Origin of the sequence: Psychrobacillus vulpis, assembly GCF_006861825.1 — a bacterium.
In the GTDB taxonomy this organism is placed as follows: Bacteria; Bacillota; Bacilli; order Bacillales_A; family Planococcaceae; genus Psychrobacillus; species Psychrobacillus vulpis.
Genome location: NZ_VDGI01000015.1, coordinates 80,189 through 106,025, shown reverse-complemented (window position 1 = coordinate 106,025; position 25,837 = coordinate 80,189). Strand labels below are relative to the sequence as shown.

The following is a 25,837-nucleotide window of genomic DNA, read 5'->3' as shown; positions in this document are numbered from 1 at the left end:
CTCCTTAGGGTATAACTTGTGGTATCGCAATATTTTCATTTATTAAAAATAATACTTTCCCTTTCACTTTATCATTTTGAATAGTCACCTGTAAAACTTTATCCTCCAATATTTGTGTACCGGAGGGAAGTTCATTTATTATTTTTTGATAAAGGAGTGGACGTATTAATCTATCCATCGATTGTTCATCTATCACATATTCTTCTGCTTCGCCTTTTTGTACGTAACCTGCTTCAAAAAAATTCCGTATAGGATTAGGAAGAGCTACTTCTTTCCAAAATGAGAGTTTTTTTTCTCCTATTCTCTGAATGACAAGTTTTCTCTCACTCGGTTTCACAATACTCAGCTTTTTCGGAAGTTCAAATTCCAACTCAATCCAATAACTTGCATACACTTTACCTTCTGCACTTGTAATAATTCTTTTATCGCCTTGTGTAACGAATCCATTCACTAAAATATCGCCTTTTTTGACTGAGACATTTTTCTCTACAGCTCTTACTCCTTTAGTTAGTTCGAAGTCTGTAATGACCCCACTCCGTTTAGCAATTAAATGAGTTGGAGGAGCATCCTTTATCTCTCGCTCGGTTTGTATTGGTGCAAGCATTGGTGTAACAGTAAATTTCGAGCCTGATTTCGAAAAATGAACCCATGAATATTCCTTATGTTCCAATAATAATTTTTGCCTTATCTCTTGTTCACTAGGTAAATTAGATGATCGCATTCTTTCTTTTATTTTCATTTCTTTCAGTTGCTCATAAATGAGCACATTACTTTCAGGTGATTCAGAATCAATTTGAATGTTCCATATGAATTGAGCAAGAACAACAGGAATAATTAAAAACATAATAACTCCAACAATAGAGAAGGAATGAATAGGAATTGTTCCTTTTTTGGTTTCATCCACCAAATGTACCGATAGTTTTAGCGATCTTCTAACTTTTCGAAAGACGGGTAAATCTTTTTTACGTATAGAAAAATAAAGATACTGCTCGGTGCTATATACTTGGTAGACAACGATATTGGCTGCAAAGAGTCTTTGAAACAAAAGATATTGATCCAATTTTATCGACATTCGAACTTGTATAAGTTGCTGCATTACTTATTTTCCTTCCTCGTGATTTTGAAATGATTAAGCTCTTCAACATGCAAACAAAGCTGCTCCATTGACAATGATTTAATCTTCAATGTATCAGCCTTGATTTCTAGAAGGAAATTTTCGTAAGAACATACTAATGTGTTTTCATGCAATCGAAGAATGGTAATTTCATAATCTAAAATAATCTCACTAAAATTTTCAACCATAATACTCGCATGGAGTGGAAATAATTTTTTCAAAAAAACACCCCTTTACATGACTTTATGCATGTAAAGGGGTGTTCATGAGTTATCTTTTAGATTTTGGAGGCGCAAGTATTTCTGAGAATACAATGGCACGTACAAGTTCTTCTTTTGAACTAGGTAAAATATTTGTATCTATTGGTTTAGATACGTTCTTGTTCTGCACTTTATCTTGATGGATAGACAGACGACCAGAAGATCTTGGAACTCCTCGATCTCTTGGCACTTCTCGTTCTACTTTTTCAACTAAAGTAGGAGTTTTCTGTACTTCAGGAGGTTTTCTATCCATTTTTTTATGCTCAACCTTAAATTCTTTTGCAAAATCTTCAAGACCTTTAAATGGATTCTCTTTAAAGGGCTTTTCTTGCTGAACATCTTTGACTGGCTTTTGAGCCGCCTTCTTTTTTTGACCAAACAAAGCACTGACGATTAGCGAAATTATTAATATTATTAACCCTTCCAAGGAGAAAACCTCCTTTCCACTATATTAAGAGTCCTTCAACTCATCAGTTGATGGTTTATCTCCGCCAACTTTACTTATAGAGTCTCTCATACCTGTGTCTGCTTGGATATTCTTGTAATTCATATAATCCATTACACCAATATTTCCTTCGCGAAGTGCTTCCGCCATAGCTAAAGGTACTTCTGCTTCTGCTCCTACTACTTTCGCACGCATTTCCTGTACTTTCGCTTTCATTTCTTGCTCAGATGCAACAGCCATCGCTCGACGTTCCTCTGCTTTTGCTTGGGCAATTTTCTTATCAGCCTCAGCTTGTTCTGTTTGAAGCTCTGCACCGATGTTTTTGCCTACATCAACGTCCGCAATGTCAATCGATAGTATTTCAAATGCAGTTCCAGAGTCTAGCCCCTTAGAAAGCACTGTTTGAGAGATTAGATCTGGATTTTCAAGTACTCGTTCATGACTTGCACTAGAACCGATTGTAGAGACAATCCCTTCCCCAACACGTGCAACAATTGTTTCTTCCCCTGCTCCACCGACTAAACGGTCGATGTTCGCTCTTACTGTAATACGAGCCTTAGCTTTTACTTCAATTCCGTTCATCGCAACACCGGCAATAAATGGCGTTTCAATAACTTTCGGGTTAACAGACATTTGTACTGCTTGTAATACGTCACGACCTGCAAGATCAATTGCTGCTGCTCTTTCAAATGAAAGTTCTATATTTGCACGGTGTGCAGCAATTAAAGCATTTACAACACGGTCTACATTACCACCAGCTAAATAGTGACTTTCTAATTGATTGATAGAAACATTTAATCCAGCTTTATGTGCTTTAATAAGCGGATTTACAATGCGCGACGGAATTACTCGACGTAACCTCATCCCTACTAGTGTAAAGATACTTATTTTCACTCCAGCTGCTAAAGCTGAAATCCATAGTGCAATAGGGAAAAATGTAAAGAATACCGATAGCACTATAAATGCTAAAACTATAACTATAATTAACGTGATTGTTGATCCAGTAAAAACCATTATATTGCCTCCCCTTCTGCGACTTCTCGTACGACAATACGAGAGCCTTCTACTTTAATAATTTTAACCTGTTTTTCCTTCTCTACAAAACTACCGTCAGATACTGCATCGATTCGCTCATTTTCGATACGTATAGTTCCAGCTGGTCTAAGGGCTGTCATTGTAACGGCCACTTTGCCAATTAAATCGATTCGATTTTCATTGGACACATATCCTTGTTCGGTCGTTGTAGCATCCGACAATATTATCTTGTTTAATGCTTTCAACCGTTTTCCAAAAAACTTCATAATAATCACCATTCCCACTATAGCTACTGTTAAAGCAATTAAAATAGCAATGCTCATTTGTACAATATTGCCTCCTGCTAGTATTATACTAAAAATAATAGCAGCTGCACCTAATATACCACTAATTCCTCCAGGTAAGAAAAATTCCGCGATAATAAGGAGTACTCCAATAACAAAAATAATAATCGTTTCATAACCAGCAAGTCCAGCTACTAGATGCCCAAAAAAGAAAAGGCTGAGTGAGATAAGCCCCATCGTCCCTGCAACTCCAAAGCCGGGGGAGTACAGTTCAATAACCAAACCTAAACTTGCTATCGATAATAATATCGGCACAATAATTGGATTCGTAATAAAACGTGCAACCGATTCCATAAACGTCTCTTCTGTTGCCACGACTTTCGCATCTGAAAGATTCGTCTGATTTAATAATTCCTTAAAAGAACTTACCGTACCCTCCGAATAACCTACTTCCAATGCTTCTGCAGAAGTGAGCGTTAACAATTTCCCTACAGGTGCTCTATATTGTGGCAAATCTACTGAATCATCTGCCATTGCTTGAGCATAGATTGGGTTTTTTCCAGTAAGTTCGGCTGCACTAATCATATTCGCTTTCCACGCACTATTAGCTTTCTCATCTGCAGTGTTCCCACTACTATCGATTACAGCAGCCGCGCCAATTGTTCCACTTGGGGACATATAAATTTCATCTGCATGTAAAGCTAAAAATGCACCAGCCGAATGAGCTTTTGAATTAATATAAGCTATTTTTCGAATCGAAGTAGAATCAAGTAAACTAGCTATTTTCTCAGCTGAATCCACAAAACCACCCGGTGTATTTATTTCAAAAATAATTGCTTCTGCACCTGCTTCTTCCGCATCATGAATAGCCCTTTTTAAAAAAGCATATAATCCTTTTTCTACTTCATCGTATACTGGAATTTTATAAACTTTTGGAGTATCAGCATTTATGGAAGGAACAATCATGAAAAAAGAAAATAACAATAAACAAAAAGAAATAATGTATCGAGACAATTTCATCCTTAAACCCCCCTTCTTCTATATGTATATTATTCTTTACGGACTAGAACAAAAAAAGTTTCGTAAAATAAAAATAAACCGAGAAAATAAATTTTCTCGGTTTACATAATTGTAAATGTTAATCATAATGTACGTGTTTTGAACGTAGGGATGGTTGGGATTAATTTACCACTTACGTTTACGTGCAGCTTCTGATTTCTTTTTACGTTTCACGCTTGGTTTTTCATAAAACTCGCGCTTTCTTACCTCTTGAATTGTACCACTTTTAGATACAGTACGTTTGAAGCGGCGAAGAGCATCTTCAAGCGATTCGTTTTTACGAACGACAGTTTTTGACATCTCTTTTTCCCTCCCTCCGAACACACGTCAAGCACATAACCAAGTGTTATGTACTAAAAAATTATATCGTATTGTTTCCACTTGGTCAATACTTACTATTAAATTAATAATCAGATTCACTTTTTAATCCTTGCATAATATCCACTCCAGAACTTGCACCAATTCTTGAAGCTCCAGCATCAACCATTGCTTGTAAATCTTCTAAGCTGCGAACACCACCAGAAGCTTTCACACCAAGCTCTGATCCAACAGTTTCACGCATAATCTTAACAGCTTTTACTGTTGCACCTTCTGTAGAAAATCCAGTAGAAGTTTTCACAAAGTCTGCTCCAGCAGCTTTTGATAACTCACTTGCTTTTTTAATTTCTTCATCGGTTAATAAACAAGTTTCTAAAATTACTTTAACAATTGCTTTGCCTTTTGCAGCTTCTACTACAGCAGCTATATCTTGTTGTACAAAATCATAGTCAGCATCTTTTAATGCACCAACATTTATTACCATATCTATTTCATCTGCACCGTTTTCAATCGCATTTGTTGTTTCAAAAGCTTTTACTTTAGTAGTACTTGCACCTAATGGAAATCCAATAACTGTACATACTTTAACAGAGCTTTCTTGTAATAGCTTCGCACTAAGTTCTACCCAAGTAGGATTGACACATACGGATGCAAATGTATACGTTTTAGCTTCCTCACAAAGTTTTTCAATTTGTTCTTTTGTTGCATTTTGTTTTAATAATGTATGATCGATTAATGAAGCAATGTTTTGAGTCATCAAAATTCCCCTTCCAACAGTTGTACGTACCTCTTAATCATAACGGCAAATGAGGAAAAAAGCCAGTGGGATAAAAAAAACCGATTGTTAGTGTTAGCTAAACAATCGGGAGTAATATAATTAAACAAGTTCTTCTACATTTTCAAGTACACGTACAAATTGACCTTCGTTGTATGGATAACCAGCTTTTGTGATTTTTACTCGAGTCAACTTCCCGATTAAATCCTCAGAACCAGGAATAATAACTTTTAAATAGTTATCTGTATATCCCTCATATAAATTAGACGTTGGATCTAATTTGTATTTTTCTTCCGGAATTATTTCTAATACTTCTCCTTCAAATCTTGCTGCATATTCAACAGCTAATTGATCATTTAGAGTGATTAAACGGTGTACGCGCTCATTCTTCACATCTTCTGGAACTTGGTCTTCCATTCTAGCTGCCGGAGTACCGGTACGTTTTGAATATGGGAAAACATGAAGCTCTGAAAAACGTTGGTCACGAATGAAACTATACGTTTCCATAAACTCTTCTTCTGTTTCTCCTGGAAAACCAACAATAACATCCGAAGTTATCGCTAAATCAGGTAAAGCTTCTCTTAATCTGTCTAATCGATTCGCAAAAAATTCCATTGTATATTTTCTACGCATTCTTTTTAAAACTGTATTAGAGCCTGATTGTATTGGTATGTGTAAATGTCTAACAACAATTTTGGAATCTCTCAGCACATCGATCACGTCATCAGATAATTGACTTGCTTCAATTGAGCTAATTCGAAGACGCTTTAACCCTTTTACTTGTGATTCAATATCTCTTAATAGCTGTGCTAAATTATAGTCTTTTAAATCTTCTCCGTAACCACCAGTATGAATACCAGTTAATACGATTTCTAAATAACCTGCGTCAACTAATTGTTGTGCTTGACGAACTACCTCTTCTGGATCTCGAGATCGCATCAGTCCACGAGCCCATGGAATAATACAAAAAGTACAAAAGTTATTACATCCTTCTTGGATTTTTAACGAAGCACGCGTGCGATCCGTAAATGAAGGAACGTCTAACTCTTCGTAAACACGATTTTTCATAATATTGCCTACTGCATTAATTGGTTTACGTTCTGCTTTAAATTGTTCAATATAATCAAGCATTTTTGTACGTTCTTGCGTTCCAACGACTATATCTACCCCTGGAATTGCCATAATTTCTGCCGGGGAAGTTTGTGCATAACATCCTGTTACGCAAATGACAGCATCTGGATTTTGACGAATTGCTCGACGAATTACTTGACGACTTTTTTTATCACCAGTATTTGTAACAGTACATGTATTAATAACGTATACGTCCGATTGTTTTTCAAAATCAGCACGGTCATAACCATTATCTTTAAATAGTTGCCAAATTGCCTCTGTTTCGTAGTGATTTACTTTACAACCTAATGTATGGAATGCTACGGATGACATGTCCTTACACCTCTTTCATTCATATTCATAAGAAACTGCAGCAAGTGCATATAACGGCGCAGTTTCTGTTCTTAGAATCCTTGGCCCAAGTGAAATTGGTTGAAATTCATTTTCTTTTAATAGTTGTATTTCGGAACGATCTAGTCCACCTTCTGGACCAAATACGATAAGTATCGATTGTTTATCATACACCTTTTTTAATTGCTCGGCAAACTTTTTACGTATGGTTGATTTTGCATCTTCTTCATCTGCAACAAATTTTACATCGTATGTTTTGGCAATTTCCAAAAGTTCTGTTAATGAAATCGGATTATGTATATGCGGAATAAACGAACGATGAGATTGTTCTGCTGCTTCTTTTGCAATTTTTTGTAAACGGGCTAACTTCTTCTCGTTCTTTTGTTTATCCCATTTCACAATGGATCTTTTTGCTTCAAATGGATAGAGTGTGTGCATTCCTAGTTCCGTTGCTTTTTGTGTAATCAACTCTAGCTTGTCGCCTTTCGGAAGTCCACAAACAATAGAAATTTTTATAGGCATTTCATTTGAGTGTTCATGCATCTCGATCACTTGTAACAAAACAGATTTGGAAGAACCCTCAACAATCTCCATTGTGTACGTATTGTTTGAAGATACTACATACACATGATCCCCAGGAGACATGCGCATCACTTGAATCATATGATGCGCATCTTCACCTGTAATTGTTATCATATTATTTTCTTGGATTAGTTCATTCGTAAAATAACGTTGCATAACAATCTCCTTATTGAATCGGTTTTTTGGAAATAATGGTTACCCAATCTTCCATCATCATCACTTCTTCGATTTCAAAACCGGATTTTTGCAAAGCATTTTTTACATCCTCTTTTTTAGCAGAAATTATTCCTGAAGTGATAAACAGTCCGTTTTCCTTCACAATTGAAAATGCATCATCCGTAAATGTCATAATTATTTCAGCTAAAATATTTGCTACAACAATATCGGCTTGCTCTTTTACATTGTCAAGTAAATTACCATGAGTGACTTCTACTAGATTCTCTACATGATTTATTGCGATATTCGCTTTTGCTGAAGCAACTGCCACTTCATCTAAATCAAGTGCATGAATAGATGTTGCACCAAGTTTAGCTGCACCTATTGAAAGTACGCCCGATCCAGTTCCCACATCAATCACTTTAGAATCAGGTTGCACCGTTTTTTCTAACGCTTGAAGACACATAACCGTAGTTGGATGTGTTCCCGTTCCAAAAGCCATACCTGGATCTAATTCGATAATAAGTTCATCAGAGTTTACTCTTTTATAGTCTTCCCAAGTTGGAACAATCGTAAAACGATTCGATATTTTGACTGGATGATAATACTTTTTCCATGCGGTTGCCCAATCTTCTTCATCCACTTCTTGAACAGTTACAATATTATGACCAATATCGATATTAAAGTTCTGTAAATTATTGATCGCAAGTTTGATCTCTTCAACTGTCTCTAATAGAAAGCTAGTTTCTGCTAAATAAGCTTTTACTCGAACACCGTCTACTGGAAAATCATCTGGATTTAAGCTATAAATTTCACCAAAACGATCTTCCCTTTCTCTAATTAACTCTTCTGAGTCTTCAATAACTACTCCACTCGCACCTGCTTCGTGCAAAATGTTACTTATCGCATCAACAGCTTCGTTTGTTGTATGAATTGATAGTTCAGACCACTTCACTTGCGATCAACTCCTTTACTCACCTTTTATAGTTCTTTTTATTTTATCAAATAATGAACTTCCTTGCTCTTCCGGAATGTCTCCACTAATTTCAGCAAATTCACGTAATAATTGTTTTTGTTTTTCCGTTAATTTATTCGGTGTGATTACTTTGACAATAACATGTTGATCACCAACACCATACCCATGCACGTTTTTCACGCCTTTACCTTTTAAGCGGAATTTAGTTTGAGACTGTGTACCTGCAGGGATTTTTAATTTTACTTTCCCTTGTACAGTTGGCACTTCAATTTCATCTCCAAGTGCGGCTTGTGCAAATGTTAACGGTAATTCGTAATAGATATCATCGCCGTCTCGCTCAAAACGAGGATCTTGTTTTACTCGGAATACAATATATAAATCACCTGCTGGACCACCATTTTTACCAGGCTCTCCTTGGCCAGTTACACGAAGTTGTTGTCCGTCGTCAACACCAGCTGGAATTGTCACTTTAATTTTTTTGCGTTTATTGACAGTCCCTTTCCCGTGACAAGTTGAACATTTGTCTTTAATCATCTTCCCAGTTCCATGACATTGGTGACAAGCACGTTTTGTCTGAATACGCCCAAAAGGAGTGTCCTGTGCAATATTAACTTGACCTGCCCCATTACAGTGTGTACATGTTTCTGGATGTGTTCCAGGTTTCGCACCACTTCCGTTACATGTATCACAATTTTCTTCTTTAGCAATTTCAATTTCTTTTTCTTTTCCAAAAACAGCTTCTTCAAATTCAATTGTCATTGAGTACTGAAGATCATCACCTTTTCTCGGTGCATTTGGATCACGTCGACGAGATCCACCGCCACCAAAAAACGAACTAAAAATATCTTCGAACCCGAAACCATCCGCGCTACCGCCAAAGCCACCGAAACCTTGGTTCGGTCCTGCATGACCAAATTGATCATATGCGGCACGTTTTTGTTCATCACTTAACACTTCATATGCTTCTGATATTTCTTTAAACTTTTCATCCGCATCAGCTTCTTTGTTAATGTCCGGATGATATTGTTTGGACAGCTTACGATACGCTTTCTTTATCTCATCTTGAGAAGCACCTTTGGATAATCCAAGTACCTCATAGTAATCTCGTTTATTCATATTTCACTCTCCCGCTCTTTTAACCTACACATAAAGATTATTGTAACATGGAAAAATTATTTATAGCAAAACATTAAGAATAGCAATAGTGCCTTGTTTTTCCTCCTTGTAAATAAAGTTTCAGAGGAAAAAAGCGTTTATAGCCTGAACATTGAAAAAGCCAAAGCCGAAAACGGTCTTTGACTTTTCCACCGACTATCTTACTTGTCTTTATCGTCGTTTACTTCTTCGAATTCTGCGTCTACAACACCATCATCAGATGGTCCAGCTTGTTGACCGTTTGCAGCAGCTTCTGCTTGTGCTTGCTCATATAATTTCATCGTTAATTGTTGAACGATTTCATTCAATTTATCTTTTTTCGCTTTAATGTCTTCTAAGTTTCCAGCTTCAAGTGCAGCTTTTAACTCTTCTTTTGCATCTTCAGCAGACTTTTTCTCATCTTCTGATACTTTATCTTCTAAGTCTTTTAATGTTTTTTCAGTCATAAATACTAATTGATCCGCTTCGTTTTTCACTTCTGCTTCTTCTTTACGAGCTTTATCCGCTTCCGCATTTGCTTCCGCTTCTTTTACCATACGTTCGATTTCCTCATCTGATAAGGACGAATTAGACTGAATTGTAATATTTTGTTCTTTTCCAGTACCAAGGTCTTTTGCTTTTACATTTACGATACCATTTTTGTCAATATCGAAAGTTACCTCAATTTGTGGAACGCCACGTGGTGCTGGTGGAATATCCGCAAGTTGGAAACGTCCAAGTGTTTTATTATCTGTAGCCATTGGGCGTTCACCTTGTAACACGTGAATGTCTACTGCTGGTTGGTTGTCTGCTGCAGTTGAGAACGTTTGAGATTTAGATGTTGGGATTGTTGTATTACGTTCGATTAACTTAGTGAATACGCCACCCATTGTTTCGATACCAAGTGAAAGTGGTGTAACGTCTAGAAGAACTACGTCTTTTACATCACCTGTTAATACTCCACCTTGAACCGCTGCACCCATTGCTACTACTTCATCAGGGTTTACACCTTTATGTGGTTCTTTACCAGTTTCTTTTTTAATCGCTTCTTGTACTGCTGGAATACGAGTAGATCCACCAACAAGAATTACTTTATCGATTTGGGAAGCTGATAAGCCAGCGTCTTTCATCGCTTGACGAGTTGGTACCATTGTACGCTCAACTAAATGAGCTGTTAAATCATCAAATTTCGCACGAGTCATCGTTACTTCTAAGTGAAGTGGACCAGCTTCGCCAGCTGTAATGAACGGTAGAGAAATTTGAGTTGAAGTTACTCCAGATAAATCTTTTTTCGCTTTCTCAGCAGCGTCTTTTAGACGTTGAACAGCCATTTTATCTTGTGATAAGTCGATTCCATTTTCTTTTTTGAATTCTTGTACTAAGTAATCCATTAATACTTGGTCAAAGTCATCTCCACCAAGTCTGTTGTCTCCGGCTGTTGCAAGTACTTCAAATACTCCGTCACCAAGTTCAAGGATAGATACGTCGAAAGTACCGCCACCTAAATCGTAAACAAGAATTTTTTCATCATGATCCATTTTATCTAAACCGTATGCAAGTGCAGCTGCAGTTGGTTCGTTAATAATACGTTCCACTTCAAGACCAGCGATACGACCTGCATCTTTTGTAGCTTGACGTTCTGCATCGTTAAAATAAGCAGGAACTGTGATAACAGCTTTTGTTACCTTTTCACCTAAATATTCTTCTGCGAAACCTTTTAAGTATTGTAGAATCATTGCAGAAACTTCTTGTGGAGTATATTCTTTATCTTCCACTTTTACTTTTTCATTTGTACCCATTAAACGTTTTACAGAAGCAATTGTATTTGGGTTCGTAATCGATTGACGTTTTGCTACTTCTCCAACTTGTTTTTCCCCATTTTTAAATGCAACAACAGATGGTGTTGTACGGTTACCTTCTGGATTTGGAATTACTTTTGGTTCTCCACCTTCTAGTACAGATACACATGAGTTTGTTGTTCCTAAGTCAATACCGATAATTTTAGACATAAATATTTCCTCCTAATTTATAACTGAGTATAGTAATTCATTTATAGAAATTCTTAATATATATGAATTTCTTGCCATAAGAGTAATTGAAAATGTTTGTTAGTCGAGTCACAATAACTCGTCACAATTTAGAACTCATTCTCAACAATCTAAGTTTACTCGTTTACCTTAACCATAGAAGGGCGAAGTATTCTATCTTTTAACTTATACCCTTTTTGTAGTTCTTGAAGCACGATTCCAGATTCTTTCGATTCGTCCTTTTCTTGCATAACTGCTTGATGAAAATTAGGATCAAAAGGAACTCCTTCAGATTCAATTGTCTCAAGACCTTCTTTAGCAACAGCATCTAGTAAGGAGCGATATACCATTTCTACACCTTTAGCTAAAGAAGCAGCTTCCTCAGAGTTTGTCTGAATAGCTAACGCTCGTTCGAAATTATCCAATACTGGCAAAATGTCTGTTAATACAGTTTGTGCTCGGTACTTGTAGTCTGCCTCTTTATCTAATTGAACTCTACGCTTATAATTTTCAAAGTCCGCTCTTAATCGAATTGACTTATTTTTTTCTTCCTCTAATTCTTGCTGAACAAGTGTAAGTTCATCTACTTCTACAACTTCCTCTATCATCTCTTCTTGAGTAGTTGTTTCTTCTTGCTCTTCCAACTTTTCTAATTCCACTTCTTCCACTTCTTCTACTACTTCTTCTTTTTGATTTGTCATGTTTGCAATTCTCCTTTATCCATGATGACCAAGTAATATTCTAGATAATTCCCTTGATAAATCTCCACTCATTACATCGAGTAATGAAACAACTCGTTTATAGTCCATACGTGTAGGACCAATAATCGCTATGGAGCCCATTTGTTCATCACCAATTGCATAAGATGCTGTAATTACACTACAATCTTCCATAGCAAGATGGTTGTTTTCAGAACCAATGTGAATTTGAATTCCTTTTTTATCGACAGGGAAAATACTCGGAATTTGACTTACATGATCCATCAAGTACATGATACTACGGGCTTTTTCAAGATCATTAAATTCTGGTTGATTTAACAGCTGCATTTTACCGCCGTAGTATACTTTATCCTCTTGCTCTATCATCATCGATTTGTTTAACGAAATAAATAATTCATTAAAATGTCCCACTCGTTGATTTAATAATGTACGAGTTACTACTTCAAGCTTGACAGGTAGCTCGTGTAAATGAACACCTACTAAGCTTTCATTTAGTAAATTGACCATTTGTTCAATATCAGATGAAGTATAGCTCTCAGGAATTGAGAATACTCGATTTTCAACATGTCCACTGTCTGTCACGATAATAGCAACAGCAGAATCATCTGTTAATGGTACGATCGAAAATCGTTTTACTCGATGTTTTCTAACATCCAGTCCTAATAATATGGAGGTGTAACTCGTCAATTCAGACAAAATTTTTGCTGACTTCCGAATAATTTGCTCCGTCTCCACCATTCGATCTTCAAAGATAGATCGAATTTGTTTAATCTCATCTTTCGAAATTAGTTGTGGAGTTAACATATTGTCTACATAATAACGGTATCCTTTTTGTGAAGGAACACGACCAGACGAAGTATGTGTTTTTTCTAAAAAGCCCATATCTTCAAGATCCGCCATATCATTTCGAATAGTAGCAGGACTATATGGAACTTCCTCCTTTTTCGAAATTTGACGAGACCCAACTGGCTGAGCAGTTTCAATAAAATCATCTACCGTTACTTGCAATATTAATAATTGCCGATTAGTTAGCATGATTATCACCTCTGTTAGCACTCGTTCGTTGAGAGTGCTAATACTCATATAAAAGGTATCAAATCTAAGGAAAACTGTCAATGAATATGATTCATTTGAAATAAGTAATTACTTTTCTTACTTAAGGAAATATTGAAACACTTCATTCCCAACGAAACGACCACGGCGGGTTAAACGGACGTGATTATTGTTCATTTCAATCCATTCTTTTTCAACAAGTTCTTTTAACTCCTTGCCATAAACATTTTGAAGTGATTGACCATATTTGTTATAGAAGACATCCATTGGGACTCCAGCATTTTTTCTTAATCCCAAAAACATTTCTTCTTCCATTTTTTCGGTTTCAGTTACTTCTTTCTGCATCATAAATGGTTTATCATTTGACTCGATTGTTTGCATATATTTCTTTAATGGTCCATGGTTGGAGTATCGTATGCCATTTACATAGCCATGAGCACCAGCACCGAGCCCAATGTATTCATCGTTGTCCCAATAAATTAAGTTATGTCGAGACTCTTTTCCTCCATAAGAGAAATTACTGATTTCATATTGATGATAGCCTTGTTTATCCATCTCATCCATAAGATAGCTATACATTTCAGCTTCTAAGTCCTCACCAGGCAAAGAGAGTTTTCCTTTGGACATTAAATTATAAAAAACCGTTTTTGGTTCTACTAAAAGTGAATACGCAGAAATATGAGGTATCTTCAATCGGAACACTTCTTGCAAAGAATACTTCCACTGTTCCATTGTTTGATTTGGTAAACCATACATTAAGTCCATACTGATGGATGGAAAACCAATCTTTTTAGCATGTTCAATGACTTCATAAACATGTTCATTTGAATGGGTTCTTCCAAGTACTTTAAGTAGATCTTGATCAAACGTTTGAACTCCCATACTTAATCTATTTACTCCATAACTGTGCATAAGTTTCATTTTTTCAAATGTTAACTCATCTGGATTAGCTTCGGACGTAAATTCAACGATATCGTTTAATGGAATATGTGCTTGAATAAGTGTAAATAATCGTTCCAATTGTTTCTCCGTTAGAGAAGTCGGCGTTCCTCCACCGATAAAAATTGTTTCAATCCTTGCGTCTTCTAATTGGCTTTTATACAATTCCATTTCTTTTCCTAATAATTCTATATATTCATCAACTGGTTGGTTATGAAAGAAAAATTTATTGAAATCGCAGTAATTACAAATTTGATGACAAAAAGGAATATGAATATATACTCCACGTACCATAATTCTCACCACTTTCTATAAGAAATGCTCATGGGCAGACGTCAACCCGAAGTAAGCAACGTGTAAATTTATTTTTAAGAAAAGCGCAAGCGCCCTTTAAATATGTCCATCTCAACTGTTTTCCGAAGCTTACCGCAACGCTTTCCGCGGGCGAAGAATTTAGTCTCCTCGTCGCGCTTACGCACTCCTGCGGGGTCTAAATTACTCCACTTTCCCGCAGGAGTCGAGCGGACGCTTCTCCAAACAACAAATAAAAAATTTGAATGTTCATCCGCCGATTAGATATAAATCGTTGAAATAAATGATAAGCACTATTTGTATAATATTAGCATTTTTATAATTTTACACAACGAATGGATGTAGTGAAAAGCGGCGACTCCAGCGGGAATAGCGTTAGTCGAAGACCCCACAGCGAAGCGAGGAGGCTGAGGAAACGCCCGAGAAAAACGTCCGCTTGTAACGGAATCATTGAACCAAAGTCCATGATTACTCATTCATGACATACAAAGTTTTTATACTTTTGTACAGCGACTTGATTCAAACTGAAAATTAATAGGATAACCAATGTTAATCAAAACCATACCGTTTAGCTCATACATTTTCTTTTTCATGGTAGATGGTGGCTAATGTGAAATGTGAGACATGGTTGTTTCTTATCTTTTTAAAGGAAAAAGGAGGCTACTAGCGTTGCCCCCTTTCATCTTTATTACTTATTCGGCTCGTCCATCTTTAAGACTGCCATAAACGCCTCTTGAGGAACTTCTACAGATCCAACTTGTTTCATGCGTTTTTTACCTTCTTTTTGTTTTTCAAGAAGTTTACGTTTACGTGAAATATCTCCACCATAACATTTTGCTAAAACGTTTTTACCAATCGATTTAATTGTTGAACGAGCTACAATTTTTTGACCGATTGCAGCTTGAACAGGTACTTCAAATTGTTGTCTTGGGATCAAGGCTTTTAACTTTTCAACAATTACCTTTCCTCGCTCATAAGCAAAGTCACGGTGTACAATGAAGCTTAATGCATCCACTTTTTCACTGTTAAGCAGAATATCCATTTTTACAAGTTTCGATTCCTTATATCCTATTAGTTCATAATCAAAAGAAGCATATCCTTTTGTACTTGATTTTAAAGCATCGAAGAAATCATAAACAATTTCGGATAATGGTATTTCATAAATTATATTCACACGTGCTGAAGATAAATAATCCATTGTAACGAAGCTACCACGTTTACGTTGACATAATTCCATAACCGAGCCTACATAATCTTCTGGAACCATAATAGAAGCTTTAACATATGGCTCTTCAATTTTATCTACTTTTTGAACATCTGGCATCATAGATGGGTTGTCTACTTTGATAGATTCTCCATTTGTTAGCTTTACGTCATAAATAACACTTGGTGCAGTAGTTATCAAATCAATTTTGAATTCACGTTCAATACGTTCTTGAATTATTTCCATATGAAGCAATCCTAAGAAACCACAACGGTAACCGAAACCTAATGCTTGAGAAGTTTCTGGTTCAAATTCTAAAGCAGAATCATTTAGTTGTAATTTTTCTAATGCGTCACGTAAATCAACATATTTAGCATTATCTATTGGATATAATCCACAGAATACCATTGGATTCATCTTACGATACCCAGAAAGAGCTTCCGAAGCCGGGTTTGTTGCTAAAGTTATTGTATCCCCAACACTTGAATCTCCTACATGCTTCATGGATGCTGTTAAAAATCCAACGTCTCCAACTGTTAACTCATCTCGCATAGTTGCTCTAGGTGTAAATACTCCAGTTTCCACTACATCGAATTCTTTCCCAGAAGACATCATTCTTATTTTATCTCCAGGTTTCACTGTACCTTCCATAATTCGGATATATACAATTACACCTCGGTATGGATCAAACAACGAGTCAAAAATAAGGGCTTTTAGTGGCGCGGAAGGATCACCAGTAGGTGCTGGAACTTTTTCAACAATTTGTTCTAAAATTTCCTCTATCCCAATTCCCGCTTTTGCAGAAGCATGAACAGCTTCTGAGGCATCCAGTCCAATTACTTCTTCTACTTCTTTTTTTACACGTTCTGGATCTGCGGCAGGTAAATCGATTTTGTTAATAACAGGTAAAATCTCTAAATCATTATCTAACGCTAAATATACATTGGCTAAAGTTTGAGCCTCAATACCTTGTGCAGCATCGACAACTAAAATTGCCCCTTCACATGCAGCCAAACTTCTGGATACTTCGTACGTAAAGTCGACGTGTCCAGGTGTATCGATTAGATGAAAGATATATTCTTCTCCATCATTAGCTGTATATGTTAATTGAACAGCATTCAATTTAATCGTAATTCCTCTTTCGCGTTCTAAGTCCATCGAATCGAGCAATTGATCTTTCATTTCTCTTGAAGTTAATGTTTTTGTTTTTTCTAGAATTCGATCCGCTAGCGTTGACTTTCCATGGTCAATATGTGCAATGATCGAAAAGTTACGAATCTTTTTTTGACGTTCGATTCTTTGTTCATGATTCATGCTTGTTCACTCCTAATTAAACTACTAAGAATTATAACAGACAACACTCTGTTACGTAATGCTTAACTACTAAATCTGTAAAATTATTATGTCTAATGATTGTAAATTTTGTTTTTATGTATTATTCAAAAAAATATACTTATTATTTGAAATCATTTTTTACCAGAATATAATCTTATCAAAAACGAGTTGTTAAGACAATCGTGGCTAAAATGATAAAAAAGAGATTAAGCATTGTTGGAGTGCTCAACCTCTTTTTTTATTCCACTAGGATGCGATTTGTTGATGAAACATATTTGAAACAGCTTTTGCTAAAATCGCAATTGAACGATTAATCTCCTGCTCGGTATTATCAATACCTCCTAGTTCTACTACTAATAAATTTTTTGCAAGATCTTGGTTATATACACCGTCGACACCTTTTCCGGATTTAACCAAAATCCCTCGTGAAATCCCAGGTACTAATTTATTTAATTGATCAGAGAGATTATTTGCAAGTTGTTCATTCCATCTATAGTTTGGATGCTCTCCACCAATAACAAATATAAATTTCGCGTAACTTTCATTACCACTTTGTAGAGTTGTAACATTTGCTTTCGCTGAGTCTCTGTGAATATCAAAGACAATATCGTACTCACTATGTGCTAATGCATCTTGAACAAATGGACGGATAGTATGGTAATCATCCATTTCTTTTGTACTGTCTTTTTCTAAAAACTCCGTTTCTACTTGATGAAATGCAAATTGGGCAGCAATTTGATCTTGAAAGGAAGTAATATTATTCACCGGATGATAAACTGAAATTTTTTCTTCGCTTGCTGCAAGAATGGGGAGAAATGCTTCATGAGAATGCGTAAAATAAACATATGCTTTTTTAGGCTCCACTATTTCTGTAACATCTGCTTTTGAATCTAATTGCGCAGCATAAACAATTGGTTTATCCTCTTTTTTAATCTCTTCCGTTTGTTGCGTTACAAGAGGTGTTTGGATTGTCGCAATAATAATGGGAGCTAAAAACAATAGTAATAAAATGGTAGTTAAATTCTTTAGGGATTTAGCCATATTTTCCACTCTCCTCAAACAATCGTATGTTGAGGAGGGGTTGTTTTAGAACACCATTATCTGCTTGTAATCCAAGATTCTATTCCAGTGGAAAGTAAGTATGCGTAGTGATCCACCCACGCGTCCGTTTCTTTTGGCGTCACAAATAATGAAGGATTTTTTCCAACAAATACTTCTTCAAATAATTTTCTTTTTTCATCCGTTGACCAAGTTACCCATTCACCAAAAATTGGTTGTAAAACCTTTGTATCAATAGAAGATTTTTTACTCGAAACCATCGGGGTCACTGCTAAAGCGGAAGAAGGACTCCCTTTTTCTTCAATTTTAGATCCTATATAATGAATAACGTGCTCCATTGCATCTGCGTATAATACTGGCCCATCCACAACCATTGGAATACCAATAGCCGTAACTGGCACTCCATAAGCTTCTTCTGATATTTCTTTTCTTTGATTACCTACACCCGATCCTGGATGTATACCTGTATTTGTCAATTGAATTGTTTTACAAAGTCGCTCACTATTTCTTGCAGCAAGTGCATCTAATACAATGATTAAATCCGGATTAAATGCATTACTTATTGCCTCAACAAAGTCACTTGTTTCAAACCCCGTTTGTCCAGTAACTCCTGGTGCATACATCACTACTTTAACATTATCTACTTGTTGAGATAATGATGAGCTTTGTAAATATTCAATTGCTTTCGGTCCAATGGCATCTGGTGTAATCGTTGAATTACCCAATCCAATAATAAGTACTTTGGATGATTTCGTTAAGTTTAAATTGGCATGCATTTCTTCAAGTTTTTGAACAAACATTTTTTCTAACTGCTTAAAACTTTCTTCATCATCTGGGTTGACCGTTAAATCTGTTAACGTAATATATTTCCCTTTTTTCTTTCCTATTTTTTTTTCTCCATTTTCGTCTACTTCAATTGAAGTGATTAAAACTGCACCATCTCTACTTTCTTCAAACATTATACCTTCTGATTCTTTTAAAACATCCTTTTCTTTCTTTATACGGTGCTGGACCATTTCCTCGGTTTCGTCTATTAAATCTGTTCGTCCCCACATAAATTTCACCTCCAAATTAGTGTGTACTATGTGTCAAGTAAATATTCTTTGCATTTATATATTGCAATTTGTTTTTTCGTTTGTTAAAATAATGCTTGTTGTATTAGACAGTTTTCAACACATAAAAGTATCATCTCAGACCTTATTAGGAGGTGAAAGGTATGCCAAATATTAAATCTGCTATTAAACGTGTTAAGAAAAATGAGACGTTAAACGCTCAAAATGCAAAAGCAAAATCAGCTATGCGTACTGCTGTAAAAAAAGCTGACACTGCAGCACTTAATAACGACGAAAACGCAAAAGAACTTATTAAATCTGCTATTCAACAAGTTGAAAAAGCAGCTTCTAAAGGTTTAATTCATAAAAACGCAGCTACTCGCAAGAAAGCTCAATTAATGAAAAAAGCGTAAGTAAAAAGACTGGATCCGATTCATCGGCCAGTCTTTCTTTTTGATATATGCCCAATTGTATTCTCTCTATAAACCCTTTATTTTTCTTCTATTTCATTAAAAACATTTCTAAAATTCTATCTCGATTGATATTCAATGTTTTTAATTGCAAATCTACTGTCGCAAGATCATTTAATGTCGAAAGAAGTTTTTTTTCATTTTGAATACTTGGATTATCAAATAATAATTTTACTCGATATGGATGCACTTTTAATTGGTTAGCAATTTGCTGTGCATGATAACCTTTTTTCTTTAAATGACTTACTTGAATCATTAGACGTACTTGAGTCACAATGAGTGCATTTAACTTCAATGGATCTTCTTTTCGTTTTAATAAGTCATGATATATTTCTATTGCTTCGCTCTTATTTCCACTAAGATAAGCATTACCTAGTGTAAAAACATCTTGTTCCAATGTTCTTACAAGAAGTAGCCTAACTGTTTCAACATCAATTTCATCTAATTCGCCTAAAAAAGTGGATATTTTCAGTAACTCTGTTTGCAAATGTACTAAGTTAGTACCTCCTACTTCGATCAAACAATCCATAGCATCCTCTGTAATCGTTTTTCCAAGATTTGATACTTCGTGTAAAATCCAGCCTTTTAAATCATGTACTTGCAAACTAGAAGCTTCTATAACATTGGCATGCTGCTTCATCGATTTTGTCACTTTTTTTCGTTCATCTAATTTTTCATAAGGCGCTATAAATACTGTAACTGCAGTTGGCGAGGGATTTTGCAACCATTGTTCCAATATACCTGTGTCATGAACAACTTTCTCTTTACCTTTCTCTGTTGCTTTTAAAAAGAACGCATTTTTCGCAACAACAAGCTTCCGCTCAGAGAAAAATGGGACGGTATCTGCCTCATAAATTACTTCTTCAATATTTTTTTCTTCTAAATCAAAGTGGACGATCTCTAATTCTCCAATTTCACTTAACTGTTTTTTTAATCTTTTAATTGTCTCTTCTATAAAATACGATTCTGTTCCATATAATAAATATACTTCCGAAATCTTATTATTTGATATTTGCATCCATTTTTCTGAAATCATACATGATCTCCTTGCTTTACATTGTTAATATTATTATACATGAAAATAAGTGTATAAATTGTGTCAATCCTTTTAGTAAAGGAAATATGAGCGATTCTATGTAGATTTTTTATATTCAATCCATTATAATTAGGATGAAATAGGAGGGGTAGCAATGAATGAGTTTGAACAAAATGTACAGTCGAAACGTAACGATGCAATAGACTCAGGCGTAGGTTTCGCAGTCTCCTTTGGATTTTTTACAGTAATGTTCTTTATTGCGGTAATTGTTGAATTTGTATCTCGATAATAACTGAGAAGGATTTTGTCTAAAAAGGCAAAATCCTTTTCTCATTTATGGAGTAGAAATAAGTATCTCCCCAACTCTTGTTATTTCAACTTGGATTGTTCCGTCTGTACCTGTTTGTAAAAATGGTATTTGTAATGATTTTAAACGCTCCACCACTTCCGGATGTGGATGACCATAACGATTATTATAACCTGCAGAAACAACCGCAACTTTAGGTTGAGTTAGCTCTAAAAATGATTGGTTACTCGATGTTTTACTTCCGTGATGACCTAGTTTTAATAAGGTTAGATGCTGAAGAGATTTGGAGTAGTTCCGTACAAGATCCTCTTCTCCTTGTTTTTCTAAATCTCCAATAAATAAACCATGAAAATAGGAATTTCGCATAGATAACACAAGTGAATCATTATTACCTTCATAATTTGAATCCAATGGATATAAATATCGAAATTGATAATATTTTGATTTTATATGATCACCTGCTTTTTTTTCATATAAAGGAATTCGTTGTTTATTTATCTCTTCCATTAAGTCATTCATAATCTCTTTTCTAAATGAACTAGGTGTAATGTGGACCTCTTTCACTCTAATTTCTTCTAATATTTCTTCTGCACCTTCCATATGATCTGCATCTGCATGCGTTATTATAAGTATATCAATTTTGGTGATACCTTTCCCTTTTAAAAAAGGGACGACAATTTCCCTTCCCACTTCATAAACCTCTTTAGTATCTTTCCAAGCTTCTTGGTCAAATCTTAAAAGCCCTCCAGTATCAATCATGATGACCTCTTTCCGATAAGGCATTTCAATTATGATGCAGTCTCCTTGTCCAACATTTAGAAATGTTATCTTTGTTGACGAGTCTACATATGGCACCAAATGAATTATTACCATTGGTATAAAAAGAATTACAATACTAAATAATTTACTTTTCTTACTCTCTATAGAAATGAAAAAGATAAATACTGCCAAATAGGCAATGAATATTAAGAATAAAGTTGGTTTCATAGGATTCCATAATTGAAATGGAAAGCTACTAATATAAACTATGAATTTCTCCAATAAGCTTCGTAAAGGCTCATACATAGAAAATAATAGTTTGCTAATAGGAGTGGATAAATAGGTAAGAAAGAAGAAAAAGAAATTGAAAGGTAATATAACAAAGGTAAACAAAGGGACGAAAAGCAAATTCGCAAGAAAAGAGGATACGGAGACTTCATAAAATTGATAGAGAAGAACAGGATAGACTATAAGCTGACATACTGCAGTTATGACGAACGATTGTTTAATAAAAGAAGCATTACTTAACAAATTGGAAGAAGAATAAATAAGAGAAAATGCTGCTAAATAGGATAATTGAAAACCTATTTGAAAAATAATCCATGGCTGATACAATACAAAACAAATAATGCTAAGTGCAAATGCATCATCTATTGCAAGTCTTTTCTTACATAACATACTCAACAATACTAGTTCTGTGACCGAAACCGATCTCCAAACAGATGGTGCACCTCCTGCTATAAATGCATAAAGTGGTAATGCTAAGATTAAAATCCAATTAGCTGTTCCTTTTCTAATACCTACCCGCAGAAGACACTCATAGAGTAATAAAGCCACTAACGCAACATGGAGGCCAGAAATAGCAAATAAATGAGTTATCCCTAACGTTTGATAAGCTTTTTGCATTTCAGACGGCATTTGTTCACGACTTCCGATTAATAGAGCTTCAGCTTCGGATTGTAAAGATTCTGGAAATGTAGATCTTATATGCTGCTTCATTTGAAATCGCTTTGAAGCCATATAACTTACAAAATCTTTTTTTTCGCCAGCAATCTGATATCGCTCAGCTTCAATTGCTCCTACTGCACCATAACTTTTTAAATATTCATCCATATCAAAAGCATATGCATGAGACATTGGCCGTTTAGGAACATGAAATGCTTCTACTAAAAAAACTTTACCTGTAAGAGACTCATTCATCAATGCAATCTTCTCTTGCTCAGAATGTAATTTCAATTGCACATACCACTTTTTATAATCATCTCCTATTGCAAACCCTCTAATAAAACGACCATCTATCTTGTATAAATCTGTCCAAGTAATTTCGGATACTATTGTTTCAGATGAAACCGGTATTTCATTCTTAATATATAAATAGGATAGACATCCAATAGTTATGGATAAAACGATAAAAAAAATCTGTTTACGTTTGTAAATTAACCAACAAAGAAGAATCGCTAGTAAGAACAGTAGCCTTATCGATTCATAAGCAGCTAATGCAGCAATAATAATGGATAAGGCTATGTATACTAAGTTACCTCGAATCGTTATACTCCGAATAATTCTGCCACCTTCATTTCATAAGGTGCCAATTCTTCTTTACTTGCTCCCTTCTCACGCAGTTTTGTCATAAGCTCCATATAAAGTGCAATTTTTTCATCACTTAAGAAATCAATTTTCCGCTCATCGAAAGGCACGTGTATAACCTCTACACCCGCTTGCTTTAATAACTCTATTGCATATTCATTATTTTTATAATCCTGCGCGTAATACAGTCTTGAAATTCCAGATTGTATAATGGACTTTGTACATGGTAAACATGGAAAATGTGTAACATATAAATCTGCTCCACTTACCGATATACCATATTTTGCACATTGCAAAAGAGCGTTCATCTCAGCGTGAATAGTACGAACACAATGATTATCTACAACATAACAACCATGATCAATACAATGATCTCCACCTGAAATAGATCCGTTATAGCCTCCTGCCATAATCCGACGATCTCGGACGATTGTTGCACCTACAGCTAGACGTGTGCATGTACTTCTTAATGCAAGTAAATGGCTTTGTGCCATGAAAAATTGGTCCCATGTGATACGCTCCATATAACTACCTCCTAGATTAATACTTCTTTTAGTTTAGTAGTTTGTCCACACATACGTCAATATCACAGTTTATTACTTTACAGTTATAAGAGATTCAAGTTTTTCATACGTTTTTTGACCGATTCCTGTTACTTTCATCAGATCGCCGGTTTCTTGAAATTTTCCATTCTCATTTCGATATGAAAGAATAGCCTCTGCTTTAGCAGGACCGATTCCAGGTAAGGTAGAAAGAAGTGCTGCATCCGCTTTATTTATATTTATTAAGTTGGAATTTTCTCCATGTGATATTTGCAACTGTTCTACTTCTTCTCCCTGAATCGGTACATAAATAACCATTTCATCTTCTACTTTTTGCGCATGATTAATACTAGTACTATCACTTTCAGTCAAATAACCTCCAGCTAAATCTATAGCTTTTAAGACTCGATCACCGGAAGATAATTCATACACTCCTGGCTTATTTACTGCACCTTTTACCTCGACGAATATGGGATTATTTTCACTATATTCAGTTGTTGTTTCATCTTCAAATATAAATGGTTCATTTAATGGGATTGGTTGAATTGAATCAGCTGTGGGATTTGCTGAATTGAATTGGAAATAAATTAGGGAAATAACTATAAGAATAACAACTGTCGTTGGGAGTAACAGTTTTTTCTTATATTTCTGCATAAAAGTTAGAAACAGAAATATCATCCTCTCCAAAAAAGAGGTAAATTATATGGAGTTAATGAAACTATACTAAATTTACCTCTTGTTGGAAAGAACTATTTAATAGCATGAATAAAAATTCTCTCTACTTCTTCCTCTTTCTGTTCTCCAAAAATGTTAGTAGAAACTGTAACAGAAGAGAAACCAATTGCTTTTAAAAGGTCGACATAAGTTCCAATTGGAAACGTTCTCTGATAATGTGATTCTTCAAATCGTTTATAATAATCTTGATCATCTTGAACAAAAAACGTGATGTCATGATAAATAGAGTGATCTTCTTCACCAATTTCAGTATTCCAAATATATGCTACATGTTCATCTTCAAAAGTAAATGGTCCATTTGGATATATGACGTTCATTTTATAAAGTGAGTGGATATCAAAAAACAATTGACCACCAGTTACAAGAGAATGAGCTATATGCTGAAATGTTTGTTCAACTTCTTCTAATGTTTCTAAATAATTTAAAGAATCGATTGCTATAACCGCAACATTAATATCCTCTATTCCATCTAGAGCTGTCATGGACTGACAAATGAATGATATATGTGTATTATTTTCAATACTTCGATTATGTGCAACAGTCAGCATAGATTCCGATAAGTCAACGCCAACAACATCATAGCCTGCTTTCGAAAATTCAATACTTAATACTCCAGTCCCGCATCCAATATCGACTAATTTATTTCCTTTAGAAATGGGTGCTTCTTTTTGCACCCATTCTACATACTTTGCATATGGTATATCTGACATTAATCGATCATAGATGAACGCAAATTGGTCGTACATGGCCATTAAGCGTCTAGCCCTACTTCAATCATCGGAGCATCTCCCCAAAGACGTTCCAAATTGTAATAAGATCGCTCATCTTTATGGAATACATGTGCAACAACGTCTCCCATATCAACTAAGATCCATCTTGCTTCATCAAAGCCTTCTAAACGTTTAACGTTATATCCTGCAAGACTTGCTTGTTCTGAAAGTTCTTTTGCAATAGCTTGGACTTGGCGATCAGAGCTTGCATGGCAGATTAAAAAATAATCTGCAAGTAGTGAAACACCTTTCATATTTAGTACGACAATATCGTCTGCACGTTTGTCGTCTGCTGCTTTATAAGCTATTTCTAATAATGTTGAGGAATTCAT

Annotated in this window: 26 protein-coding genes; 2 read left to right on the top strand and 24 right to left on the bottom strand. The window is 35.3% G+C overall.

The genetic code is table 11. From position 1 onward, the window contains the following. Nucleotides 1–4: 4 nt before the first annotated feature. The 18 genes from FG384_RS13815 to gpr all read right to left on the bottom strand — a co-directional run bounded on the left by FG384_RS13815 (nucleotide 5) and on the right by gpr (nucleotide 19,302). Nucleotides 5–1,096: a sporulation protein YqfD gene (locus FG384_RS13815; RefSeq protein ID WP_142643193.1), complete on the bottom strand. Its 1,092-nt coding sequence runs from the start codon at nucleotides 1,094–1,096 to the stop codon at nucleotides 5–7. After that, nucleotides 1,096–1,335, bottom strand: coding sequence for a hypothetical protein (locus tag FG384_RS13810; protein WP_142643192.1), 240 nt, complete (start codon nucleotides 1,333–1,335; stop codon nucleotides 1,096–1,098). The genes FG384_RS13815 and FG384_RS13810 overlap by 1 nt, the downstream gene beginning before the upstream one ends. A 49-nt stretch (nucleotides 1,336–1,384) precedes the next feature. Beyond that, the gene (locus tag FG384_RS13805) at nucleotides 1,385–1,801 is read right to left on the bottom strand and encodes a hypothetical protein (RefSeq protein WP_142643191.1); all 417 of its coding nucleotides are present in this window, start codon (nucleotides 1,799–1,801) and stop codon (nucleotides 1,385–1,387) included. Nucleotides 1,802–1,825: 24 nt separating this feature from the next. After that, a complete protein-coding gene (gene floA, locus FG384_RS13800) occupies nucleotides 1,826–2,833 on the bottom strand; it encodes a flotillin-like protein FloA (protein WP_142643190.1) in 1,008 nt (335 codons plus the stop codon). Then, entirely contained in the window at nucleotides 2,833–4,158 is a 1,326-nt protein-coding gene (locus FG384_RS13795; RefSeq protein ID WP_142643189.1) for an NfeD family protein, read from the bottom strand. Before FG384_RS13795 ends, floA begins: the two co-directional genes overlap by 1 nt. A 165-nt stretch (nucleotides 4,159–4,323) precedes the next feature. Then, complete coding sequence (gene rpsU / locus FG384_RS13790) at nucleotides 4,324–4,497, bottom strand: 30S ribosomal protein S21 (protein WP_004227078.1); 174 nt, start codon at nucleotides 4,495–4,497, stop codon at nucleotides 4,324–4,326. Between the two features lie 103 nt (nucleotides 4,498–4,600). Then, nucleotides 4,601–5,272 carry a deoxyribose-phosphate aldolase gene (gene deoC, locus FG384_RS13785; RefSeq protein ID WP_142643188.1) on the bottom strand — a complete coding sequence of 224 codons (672 nt, stop codon included), beginning with the start codon at nucleotides 5,270–5,272 and terminating at the stop codon, nucleotides 4,601–4,603. Between the two features lie 120 nt (nucleotides 5,273–5,392). Then, nucleotides 5,393–6,733, bottom strand: coding sequence for a tRNA (N(6)-L-threonylcarbamoyladenosine(37)-C(2))-methylthiotransferase MtaB (gene mtaB, locus FG384_RS13780; protein WP_142643187.1), 1,341 nt, complete (start codon nucleotides 6,731–6,733; stop codon nucleotides 5,393–5,395). Between the two features lie 15 nt (nucleotides 6,734–6,748). Further along, entirely contained in the window at nucleotides 6,749–7,489 is a 741-nt protein-coding gene (locus tag FG384_RS13775) for a 16S rRNA (uracil(1498)-N(3))-methyltransferase (protein WP_142643186.1), read from the bottom strand. A gap of 10 nt (nucleotides 7,490–7,499) precedes the next feature. Then, nucleotides 7,500–8,444 (bottom strand): 50S ribosomal protein L11 methyltransferase, encoded by a 945-nt coding sequence (gene prmA / locus FG384_RS13770; RefSeq protein WP_142643185.1) that lies wholly within the window; start codon nucleotides 8,442–8,444, stop codon nucleotides 7,500–7,502. 15 nt (nucleotides 8,445–8,459) lie between these two features. Then, on the bottom strand, nucleotides 8,460–9,581 hold the full coding sequence (gene dnaJ, locus FG384_RS13765) for a molecular chaperone DnaJ (RefSeq protein WP_142643184.1): 1,122 nt from the start codon (nucleotides 9,579–9,581) through the stop codon (nucleotides 8,460–8,462). Nucleotides 9,582–9,781: 200 nt separating this feature from the next. Then, a complete protein-coding gene (dnaK, locus tag FG384_RS13760; RefSeq protein ID WP_142643183.1) occupies nucleotides 9,782–11,608 on the bottom strand; it encodes a molecular chaperone DnaK in 1,827 nt (608 codons plus the stop codon). A 155-nt stretch (nucleotides 11,609–11,763) separates the two neighbouring features. Then, nucleotides 11,764–12,327 carry a nucleotide exchange factor GrpE gene (gene grpE / locus FG384_RS13755; protein ID WP_142643182.1) on the bottom strand — a complete coding sequence of 188 codons (564 nt, stop codon included), beginning with the start codon at nucleotides 12,325–12,327 and terminating at the stop codon, nucleotides 11,764–11,766. Between the two features lie 15 nt (nucleotides 12,328–12,342). Then, nucleotides 12,343–13,380 carry a heat-inducible transcriptional repressor HrcA gene (hrcA, locus tag FG384_RS13750; protein ID WP_142643181.1) on the bottom strand — a complete coding sequence of 346 codons (1,038 nt, stop codon included), beginning with the start codon at nucleotides 13,378–13,380 and terminating at the stop codon, nucleotides 12,343–12,345. A gap of 117 nt (nucleotides 13,381–13,497) precedes the next feature. Further along, nucleotides 13,498–14,631: a radical SAM family heme chaperone HemW gene (gene hemW / locus FG384_RS13745; RefSeq protein ID WP_142643180.1), complete on the bottom strand. Its 1,134-nt coding sequence runs from the start codon at nucleotides 14,629–14,631 to the stop codon at nucleotides 13,498–13,500. Between the two features lie 706 nt (nucleotides 14,632–15,337). Then, complete coding sequence (gene lepA / locus FG384_RS13740) at nucleotides 15,338–17,167, bottom strand: translation elongation factor 4 (protein ID WP_142643179.1); 1,830 nt, start codon at nucleotides 17,165–17,167, stop codon at nucleotides 15,338–15,340. A gap of 267 nt (nucleotides 17,168–17,434) precedes the next feature. Next, the gene (gene spoIIP, locus FG384_RS13735) at nucleotides 17,435–18,229 is read right to left on the bottom strand and encodes a stage II sporulation protein P (RefSeq protein WP_142643178.1); all 795 of its coding nucleotides are present in this window, start codon (nucleotides 18,227–18,229) and stop codon (nucleotides 17,435–17,437) included. A 56-nt stretch (nucleotides 18,230–18,285) separates the two neighbouring features. After that, entirely contained in the window at nucleotides 18,286–19,302 is a 1,017-nt protein-coding gene (gpr, locus tag FG384_RS13730; RefSeq protein ID WP_142643177.1) for a GPR endopeptidase, read from the bottom strand. A gap of 161 nt (nucleotides 19,303–19,463) precedes the next feature. Between gpr and rpsT the strand changes: the two genes are divergently transcribed. After that, nucleotides 19,464–19,712 carry a 30S ribosomal protein S20 gene (gene rpsT, locus FG384_RS13725; RefSeq protein ID WP_142643176.1) on the top strand — a complete coding sequence of 83 codons (249 nt, stop codon included), beginning with the start codon at nucleotides 19,464–19,466 and terminating at the stop codon, nucleotides 19,710–19,712. Between the two features lie 88 nt (nucleotides 19,713–19,800). On the opposite strand, the gene holA is transcribed toward rpsT, so the two are convergent. Next, a complete protein-coding gene (gene holA / locus FG384_RS13720) occupies nucleotides 19,801–20,805 on the bottom strand; it encodes a DNA polymerase III subunit delta (protein WP_142643175.1) in 1,005 nt (334 codons plus the stop codon). Nucleotides 20,806–20,959: 154 nt separating this feature from the next. Between holA and FG384_RS13715 the strand changes: the two genes are divergently transcribed. Next, entirely contained in the window at nucleotides 20,960–21,094 is a 135-nt protein-coding gene (locus FG384_RS13715) for a YqzM family protein (protein ID WP_142643174.1), read from the top strand. Nucleotides 21,095–21,139: 45 nt separating this feature from the next. Here the strand turns inward: FG384_RS13715 and FG384_RS13710 are convergent, their stop codons facing one another. The 5 genes from FG384_RS13710 to rsfS form a co-directional block, all read right to left on the bottom strand. Continuing rightward, nucleotides 21,140–23,113 carry a DNA internalization-related competence protein ComEC/Rec2 gene (locus tag FG384_RS13710; RefSeq protein ID WP_240793433.1) on the bottom strand — a complete coding sequence of 658 codons (1,974 nt, stop codon included), beginning with the start codon at nucleotides 23,111–23,113 and terminating at the stop codon, nucleotides 21,140–21,142. Nucleotides 23,114–23,418: 305 nt separating this feature from the next. Further along, complete coding sequence (locus FG384_RS13705) at nucleotides 23,419–23,982, bottom strand: ComE operon protein 2 (protein ID WP_142643172.1); 564 nt, start codon at nucleotides 23,980–23,982, stop codon at nucleotides 23,419–23,421. A 72-nt stretch (nucleotides 23,983–24,054) separates the two neighbouring features. Then, a complete protein-coding gene (locus FG384_RS13700) occupies nucleotides 24,055–24,678 on the bottom strand; it encodes a helix-hairpin-helix domain-containing protein (protein WP_142643171.1) in 624 nt (207 codons plus the stop codon). A 71-nt stretch (nucleotides 24,679–24,749) separates the two neighbouring features. Further along, nucleotides 24,750–25,487, bottom strand: coding sequence for a class I SAM-dependent DNA methyltransferase (locus FG384_RS13695; protein ID WP_142643170.1), 738 nt, complete (start codon nucleotides 25,485–25,487; stop codon nucleotides 24,750–24,752). Next, entirely contained in the window at nucleotides 25,487–25,837 is a 351-nt protein-coding gene (rsfS, locus tag FG384_RS13690; protein WP_142643169.1) for a ribosome silencing factor, read from the bottom strand. The genes FG384_RS13695 and rsfS overlap by 1 nt, the downstream gene beginning before the upstream one ends.

Bases quoted from the DNA above. Each gene is read 5' to 3' on its own strand.
- FG384_RS13815 (WP_142643193.1), bottom strand. From the start codon at position 1,096: ATGCAGCAACTTATACAAGTTCGAATGTCGATAAAATTGGATCAATAT.
- floA (WP_142643190.1), bottom strand. From the start codon at position 2,833: ATGGTTTTTACTGGATCAACAATCACGTTAATTATAGTTATAGTTTTA.
- FG384_RS13795 (WP_142643189.1), bottom strand. From the start codon at position 4,158: ATGAAATTGTCTCGATACATTATTTCTTTTTGTTTATTGTTATTTTCT.
- rpsU (WP_004227078.1), bottom strand. From the start codon at position 4,497: ATGTCAAAAACTGTCGTTCGTAAAAACGAATCGCTTGAAGATGCTCTT.
- deoC (WP_142643188.1), bottom strand. From the start codon at position 5,272: ATGACTCAAAACATTGCTTCATTAATCGATCATACATTATTAAAACAA.
- mtaB (WP_142643187.1), bottom strand. From the start codon at position 6,733: ATGTCATCCGTAGCATTCCATACATTAGGTTGTAAAGTAAATCACTAC.
- FG384_RS13775 (WP_142643186.1), bottom strand. From the start codon at position 7,489: ATGCAACGTTATTTTACGAATGAACTAATCCAAGAAAATAATATGATA.
- dnaJ (WP_142643184.1), bottom strand. From the start codon at position 9,581: ATGAATAAACGAGATTACTATGAGGTACTTGGATTATCCAAAGGTGCT.
- dnaK (WP_142643183.1), bottom strand. From the start codon at position 11,608: ATGTCTAAAATTATCGGTATTGACTTAGGAACAACAAACTCATGTGTA.
- grpE (WP_142643182.1), bottom strand. From the start codon at position 12,327: ATGACAAATCAAAAAGAAGAAGTAGTAGAAGAAGTGGAAGAAGTGGAA.
- hrcA (WP_142643181.1), bottom strand. From the start codon at position 13,380: ATGCTAACTAATCGGCAATTATTAATATTGCAAGTAACGGTAGATGAT.
- hemW (WP_142643180.1), bottom strand. From the start codon at position 14,631: ATGGTACGTGGAGTATATATTCATATTCCTTTTTGTCATCAAATTTGT.
- lepA (WP_142643179.1), bottom strand. From the start codon at position 17,167: ATGAATCATGAACAAAGAATCGAACGTCAAAAAAAGATTCGTAACTTT.
- spoIIP (WP_142643178.1), bottom strand. From the start codon at position 18,229: ATGGCTAAATCCCTAAAGAATTTAACTACCATTTTATTACTATTGTTT.
- gpr (WP_142643177.1), bottom strand. From the start codon at position 19,302: ATGTGGGGACGAACAGATTTAATAGACGAAACCGAGGAAATGGTCCAG.
- rpsT (WP_142643176.1), top strand. From the start codon at position 19,464: ATGCCAAATATTAAATCTGCTATTAAACGTGTTAAGAAAAATGAGACG.
- holA (WP_142643175.1), bottom strand. From the start codon at position 20,805: ATGATTTCAGAAAAATGGATGCAAATATCAAATAATAAGATTTCGGAA.
- FG384_RS13715 (WP_142643174.1), top strand. From the start codon at position 20,960: ATGAATGAGTTTGAACAAAATGTACAGTCGAAACGTAACGATGCAATA.
- FG384_RS13705 (WP_142643172.1), bottom strand. From the start codon at position 23,982: ATGGAGCGTATCACATGGGACCAATTTTTCATGGCACAAAGCCATTTA.
- FG384_RS13700 (WP_142643171.1), bottom strand. From the start codon at position 24,678: ATGATATTTCTGTTTCTAACTTTTATGCAGAAATATAAGAAAAAACTG.
- FG384_RS13695 (WP_142643170.1), bottom strand. From the start codon at position 25,487: ATGGCCATGTACGACCAATTTGCGTTCATCTATGATCGATTAATGTCA.
- rsfS (WP_142643169.1), bottom strand. From the start codon at position 25,837: ATGAATTCCTCAACATTATTAGAAATAGCTTATAAAGCAGCAGACGAC.